Below are 6,100 nucleotides of genomic sequence, written 5' to 3' on the forward strand. Positions count from 1 at the left end.
TCCTCATCATCGACTTTGGCTCTCAGGTGACGCAGCTTATTGCGCGCCGCCTGCGGGAGCTGAATGTCTATTGCGAAATCCACCCGTTTCAGGCGGTGACAGAGGCGTTTCTCGCTGAGTTTGCTCCGAAGGCGGTGATCCTCTCCGGCGGCCCCGCCTCGGTGATCGACGAAGGCTCGCCCCGCCCGCCCGAAGCGGTGTTTGACCTTGGGGTGCCGGTGCTTGGCATCTGCTATGGCCAGCAGGTGATGATGCAAATGCTGGGCGGCTTTGTGGAGCGCGGCCATGGCACCGCCGAATTTGGCCGCGCCTATGTGACCCCGCAAGGCGAGTTGGAGCTGCTGGAAGGCTGGTTCTCGACCGGGCAGGAGCAGGTCTGGATGAGCCACGGCGACCACGTGAGCAAGATCGCACCGGGCTTTGAGGTTTATGGCACCTCGCCCAACGCGCCCTTTGCCGTGACCGCCGATGTCAGCCGTAACTTCTTTGCCGTGCAGTTCCACCCCGAGGTGCACCACACCCCGCGCGGCGCGCAGCTTTATGAGAATTTCGTGCGCATTGCCGGTTTTGCCGGTGATTGGACGATGGGTGCCTACCGGGAGGAGGCGATTGCCAAGATCCGCGACCAGGTGGGCGCTTCACAGGTGATCTGCGCGCTTTCGGGCGGGGTCGACAGCTCTGTTGCCGCAGCCTTGCTGCATGAGGCGATTGGCGACCAGTTGACCTGTGTGTTCGTGGACCACGGGCTGCTGCGCAAGAACGAGGCCGAAGAGGTTGTGGGGATGTTCCGCGACCACATGAACCTGCGGGTGATCCATGCGCAGGAGCAGGATCTGTTCCTTGGTGAGCTTGACGGCGTGTCTGACCCGGAAACCAAGCGCAAGATCATCGGCAGGCTTTTCATCGACGTTTTCCAGAAATATGCCGATACCATCGAGGGCGCGGCCTTTCTGGCGCAAGGCACGCTTTACCCCGATGTGATTGAAAGTGTGAGCTTTTCCGGCGGCCCCTCGGTGACGATCAAATCGCACCACAACGTGGGGGGCCTGCCCGAAAAGATGGGCCTCAAGCTGGTGGAGCCGCTGCGCGAGCTGTTCAAGGACGAGGTGCGCGCGCTGGGCCGTGAGCTTGGCCTGCCCGCCTCTTTCATCGGCCGCCACCCCTTCCCCGGCCCCGGCCTTGCCATCCGCTGCCCCGGCGAGATCACCCGCGCCAAGCTGGATATCCTGCGCGAGGCTGATGCGGTTTACATCGACCAGATCCGCAAGCACGGGCTTTACGATGATATCTGGCAAGCCTTCGTCGCGATCCTGCCGGTGCGCACCGTTGGCGTTATGGGCGATGGGCGCACCTATGATTACGCCTGCGCCCTGCGCGCGGTAACGAGCGTTGATGGCATGACCGCCGATTACTACCCCTTCACCCACGAATTTCTGGGGGAAACCGCCACCCGGATCATCAACGAGATCGCGGGCATCAACCGCGTGACCTATGATATCACCTCGAAACCTCCGGGAACGATCGAGTGGGAGTAGGGTCTGGCGGCAACTCCCCCCCCGGACCTTTCCCTCCCAAAGGCACCCGCCCCTAGCGGCTTGAGGACATCCCTGAATTTGGCCTTGGCTGTGCCCGCCCAGCATCTGGGCGGCATCTTTGCTGAGGTGTGCCTTTTTCGGATTTCCCCAAAACAACCCGCGCGAGAGGGCCTTTAAAGACTTTCGCTTTACTGGTTAGGTGTTCGCGAAGCGTTGGCTGAAGGAAGCAATTGACCATGAACCCATATAAAAACATGCCCGCCCGCGCCTTTTGGCGAAACGGCGTTGTTGCAGATAGCTCGCTTGCGGATATTCACATTCCAAAGTGGCCCTTGGATAAATCAGACTGCGTTGTCACGATGGGCAGCTGTTTTGCCCAACATGTGGGAAAAAAGCTGAAAACCATGGGCTATAACGTGCCCTATTTTGATGATGAAACTGGCGTGAAGTCGCGCAACTTCAGCGCCAATTACGGCAATATTTATACCGTGCGTCAGGCTTTGCAGCTTCTGCGGGAAACCGGCGGCGCGATGGAAAGAAGTGAAACCTGTTGGGAAACTCAAGACGGGTTTGTTGACCCGCTGCGCCCAAATGTATTTGCCCGTCCCCTTGCCTCGCCTGATGAGGTGCGGGCCAATCGGGAAACCCATCTGAAAGCGGTGCGGGAGGCCGTTGAAACGCTGGATGTGCTGGTTTTCACGCTTGGCCTCACCGAGGCGTGGGAAGCAGTGTCATGCGGCAGCATCCTGCCGGTGGTTCCGGGCGTTCTGGGCGGCGAATTTGACGCGCAGAAATACGCTTTCCACAATTTCTCCTATGAAGAAATTGCCGAGGATCTTGAGGGGTTCATTGAGGAAGTCCACACCATTCGCAATGGCAAGCCGTTCCGCTTTTTGCTCACAGTTTCGCCCGTTCCGTTGACGGCGACCGCCGAAAACCGGCATGTTCTGGTGTCATCTGTCGCCTCAAAGTCGATCCTCCGCTCGATCGCTGACAGCTTCTCGAAAAAACACGATTTCATTGATTATTTCCCGTCTTTCGAGATCATAACCAACCCAAAAACCATCTCGGACAGTTACGAGGCCAACCTGAGAAGCGTGCGGCAAGACGCCGTGGACAATGTGATGGATCTGTTCGCCTCGGCCTATGATGAGGCGGCCCCGAAGCCGCAGGAACGCACCAACCCAAGCCCGCACCAAACCTTTGAAGAGGTCGGTGACATTGATTGTGAAGATGCTCTTCTGGATCAATTTGGTGAAAAAACCGAAGGGCCGGAACAGGAAAAGCGCGTCCTGTTCTTTGGCAACTCCCACCTTGGCTTCCTGCGCAACGCGCTCCCGGAAACGATCAAAGAGAAATCGCTTTTCGCGCCCATCAACTTCCTGGAAAATGAGCCTCTGAAAACCATCAAGGAGGAGAAATTTCAGAAGTTCAGGTTTAAGAAAGCCCGGTTTGAGAACATCGAATCACACAGCTGTAGCACGGTTGTGGTGGTCGGCTTTGGCTTGGATGGCGATGATATTTTAAGGAGCATTGGTCCGATCAAGCCCGGATATGATGGATGTAAGGGTGAAGATATTTCTCCAAGGATGCCGACGAGCAACCAAGAGATTGAAGCGCTCAGGCAGGTATTTGAACGCTGGATTACCGGCCGTTTGAACCTGATCAAAAGAATTGAGCAAATCAACGCATTCAATAAGATCATCTGCGTTGTTTCGCCCGCCCCGCCTGAAAAGGTAGCGCGGTTCAGGTTTGGAAATGAATTTGTGGACAGCGGACGCTTTAACGAGATCAAGGAACTCTACGCTGGCTTGTTCAACGACCTGTCTCGGAAAATTACGCCATCGGTAAAATTCTTGCGACACGACAACGCCGACCTATATACACCAAGCGGCTTTGTTGTGGACCAATACGCTATGCCGAACCCTTGGGATATTCACCCGAGTGCCCAGTTCTACAAAGACGGCGGTATCGTGGATCGGCTGATGAATGAGTTGAACGGGTAAGCGGTGAGCGGGCCGAATGTGAGTGTGAGGGGAGGATGAGTGGGTGGCGGTAACGCGTAAAACAGCTGGGCGCGGCTTTGGGCTGCCCTTTTCGCTGGTTTTTGGTGATCGTGTGGCGAAGGGATCGGAGCGGCAAGTTCACAGGGTCGTGGATGAGCCGGACGTGCTGCTCAAAACCATGCGCCGCAAGTATCTCTCCCATATTGGCCCCGATGCTGACCGCAGCTTTCTGGGCTGGCTCAGGGTGCAGCAGGCCTACGCGCTGTATCGCCGCGAATTGCGCGCCTATGCCAACGCAATGGTCCGCGCTGCGATCCGGCAAGAGCTGCCGCCGCTGGCCGGGCTTTGTGGCCTTGTGCTCACCGAAAAGGGCCTTGGGCAGCTTGTTGAGCGGATTTCGAGCGCCGATGGCGGGATGGCCCTGACGCTCGAAGAGTTGCTTGCAACCGGCCCGCTGGCGCAGGACAGGCTGGAGGCGCTGAACCATTTTGTCGCCGCGCTCTATGACTGGCACATCCCGGCCTATGATCTTGGCCCAAAGAACATCCTCTGGGACGAAATGGCCCACCGCTTTGTGCTGGTTGATGGCTTTGGGGACCGGGCCGTTATTCCGCTCAAGACATGGGTGCGCACCTTGAACAACCGGCGCCTCGATCGGGCCTTTGCGGTATTGGCGCGCAAGTCTGGCCTGGAATGGCAGCGCCGTGCGCGCCAATTTAGCCGGGCTGCCCCCGCCGCTTGAGGGCGCGCAGATCAAACGCGCCAGCGAAAGGGTCTTCGCCCTCGGGAAACAGCCGGTGCTTTTGCACTTTTTGGGTGCCGGTCACCGGCAGCGCCTCAACAAAGCGGATCCAGCCGGGCGGTTTGTAATAGGCCATCTGCGCAAAGGCCGCATCAAAGATCGAGCGGGCGGTCGCCTCGGTTGCCGCGTGGCCCGGCGCGAGGACGATGCAGGCCAGCACCTCTTCCTCACGGGTTTTGTCGGGCACGGCGACAACGGCCACGGCCTCCACCGCCTCATGCTCGGCAAGCGTGTTTTCCACCTCGGCGGCGGCGATGTTTTCTCCGGCGCGGCGGATGATGTTTTTCTTGCGATCGACGAAGGTGATCACCCCGTCGCTGCTCATCTCAACCGTATCCCCGGTGTGAAACCACCCGCCGCGCCACGCTTCAACTGTGGCCTCTTTCTTATTGAGATAGCCCGAGAAAAAGCCCTTGCGTGGGGTCTCTTCAGAGTGGCGAAGCACCATTTCGCCGGGGGTATCGGGCGGCAGCGGGGCGCCGGTTTCATCCCAAACCTGCACCTCCAGCCCTTTGCGGGCGCGGCCCATGGCGCGGGTTTCGATCAGCCGTGGCTCGGCCTCCATATGCAGCATGCGGCACATCTCTGTCATGCCCCAGATCTCGATCAGGGGGAGGCCATAGCGGCGCTCGAACGCGACGTGCAGCGCGGGCTCCACGCCGCCTCCCAGACCGAAACGAAGGTCGCCAAGCACTTCTTTTCCGGCGGTTTTATTGGTCATCAGGACCGAGATCACAACCCCGAGGTAGTGAAAGACCGTCGCCCCGGTTTCCGCCACATCCGCCCACCAGCTTGACGCCGAAAACCGCGCAGGCTGGATCATCGCAGCGCCCACCTGCATGGCGGCGAAAAAGGTGAGCACCCCCGCGTTGACGTGAAAGGCGGGCAGCGGGTTGAAGATGCGGTCGCCGGGGCCAAGGGCAACAGGCGGGCCGATCCGGGCGTAGCTGTCCCCGACCATCAGCTCATATTCGTGGCTGAGGATGCAGCCTTTTGGGTTGCCGGTGGTGCCAGAGGTGTAAAGCAGGCTTGCTTCGGTTTGCGGGGTGATCGCGGCATCGGTTGGGGCCGTGGGCGCGGGATCAACATGAAGGTCGCCATCCAACACGCTGATATTAAGGATATTAGATGCCTCCTCCACAGCGGCGCGAAAGAGCACCTCATGCTCCGGGGCGATCACCGCCAGCACCACGGCGCTGTCATCAAGCACATAGGCAAGTTCGCCGGGGCGGTAATCGGGGTTGATGGGCACGATCGACAGGCCAAGGCGGTTCATCGCCAGCCTCAGCACATAGTGGGAGGCCTCATTTCCAAGGCAAAGGGCAGCGCGATGGCCGGGGCCGTAACCTGCCTTGCGCAGCACCGCCTCGGCCCGATCCACCTGCGCTGCGATCTCACTATAGCTGAGCGGCGCGCTGCCGGGGGTGATGAGAAAGGGCGCGCTGCCAGAGCGGGCAACCGCCTCTTGCCAGACCGCTCCTATGGTTTTGTCTTCAATCGCAATCATCTGCAAACCTCCCGTCCGCAACCTAGCCAAGTTGCTACCGGGCGCAATCCCAATCCCCCCGCTTGACCTCCCTCGCGGCGCGGCGCAGGGTCGCGCGGCGAAATCACGGAGGGTCGCATGGGCAAGGTGAATTTGACCGGCAGGTTGATCTGCAAGAACGATGCTGAAGCGGCAAATGTGCGCAGCGCCCTGCCCGAGCATATCCGACTCACCCGCGATGAACCCGGTTGCCTTGGCTTTGATGTCAGCC

General features: G+C 59.5%; 4 protein-coding genes. 3 read left to right on the top strand and 1 reads right to left on the bottom strand.

Translation table 11 applies throughout. The annotated features are described in order from the left end of the window. The 3 genes from guaA to P1U55_RS11155 form a co-directional block, all read left to right on the top strand. The coding region (gene guaA / locus P1U55_RS11145) for a glutamine-hydrolyzing GMP synthase (protein ID WP_301047654.1) at positions 1-1,535 on the top strand (1,535 nt) is incomplete at its 5' end. Positions 1,536-1,771: 236 nt separating this feature from the next. Then, entirely contained in the window at positions 1,772-3,541 is a 1,770-nt protein-coding gene (locus tag P1U55_RS11150; protein WP_301047655.1) for a GSCFA domain-containing protein, read from the top strand. Positions 3,542-3,653: 112 nt separating this feature from the next. After that, complete coding sequence (locus tag P1U55_RS11155; protein WP_301047656.1) at positions 3,654-4,283, top strand: YrbL family protein; 630 nt, start codon at positions 3,654-3,656, stop codon at positions 4,281-4,283. Here the strand turns inward: P1U55_RS11155 and P1U55_RS11160 are convergent. Next, positions 4,258-5,850, bottom strand: a complete 1,593-nt coding sequence (locus tag P1U55_RS11160; RefSeq protein WP_301047657.1) for an AMP-binding protein — start codon at positions 5,848-5,850, stop codon at positions 4,258-4,260. The genes P1U55_RS11155 and P1U55_RS11160 overlap by 26 nt on opposite strands. Positions 5,851-6,100: the final 250 nt, after the last annotated feature.

Source organism: Vannielia sp. (assembly GCF_029212645.1).
In the GTDB taxonomy this organism is placed as follows: domain Bacteria; phylum Pseudomonadota; class Alphaproteobacteria; order Rhodobacterales; family Rhodobacteraceae; genus Vannielia.

Bases quoted from the DNA above. Each gene is read 5' to 3' on its own strand.
- P1U55_RS11150 (WP_301047655.1), top strand. From the start codon at position 1,772: ATGAACCCATATAAAAACATGCCCGCCCGCGCCTTTTGGCGAAACGGC.
- P1U55_RS11160 (WP_301047657.1), bottom strand. From the start codon at position 5,850: ATGATTGCGATTGAAGACAAAACCATAGGAGCGGTCTGGCAAGAGGCG.